Raw genomic sequence first — 584 nt, forward strand, 5'->3', positions numbered from 1 at the left:
GACGACCAGGTCAAGGTGCGCGGCTTCCGCATCGAGCTCGGTGAGATCGAGGCCGTCCTGGCCCGCTACGAGGGCGCCGCCCGGTCCGCCGTGGTCGTCCGCGAGGACACCCCCGGCATCAAGCGGCTCGTCGCGTACGTCGTCCCGCGCGAGGGCGTCCCCTTCGACGCCGCCGTGGTCCGCTCGCACCTGGCGGCGGCCCTGCCGGAGTACATGGTCCCGGCCGCGTTCGTCGCCCTGGACGCCCTGCCGCTCACGGTCAACGGCAAGCTCGACCGCAGGCAGCTCCCGGCGCCCGAGTACCAGGGCACGAAGGCCGGTCGCGCCCCGCGCACCGAGCGTGAGCAGCTGCTGTGCGGTATCTACGCGGAGTTGCTGGGTCTTGGGTCGGTGTCGGTGGAGGACAGTTTCTTCGAGCTGGGTGGCGACAGCATCGTGTCGATCCAGTTGGTGAGCCGGGCGCGTAAGGCGGGTCTGGTGTTCTCGGCGCGTGAGGTGTTCCAGCACCGCACGCCGGAGGCGCTGGCGGCCGTGGCCACGTCCGCCACCGGCACGGCGACCGAGGACCCGAAGGCGGGTCTGGG

General features: G+C 72.3%; 1 protein-coding gene. It reads left to right on the plus strand.

Features of this window, described 5'->3' with window-relative positions; genetic code table 11:
* Positions 1-584 (plus strand): AMP-binding enzyme (locus GPJ59_RS36810; RefSeq protein ID WP_219672419.1); only part of this gene is annotated, 584 nt, incomplete at both ends.

The organism is Streptomyces bambusae (genome assembly GCF_019400985.1).
GTDB lineage: Bacteria > Actinomycetota > Actinomycetes > Streptomycetales > Streptomycetaceae > Streptomyces > Streptomyces bambusae_A.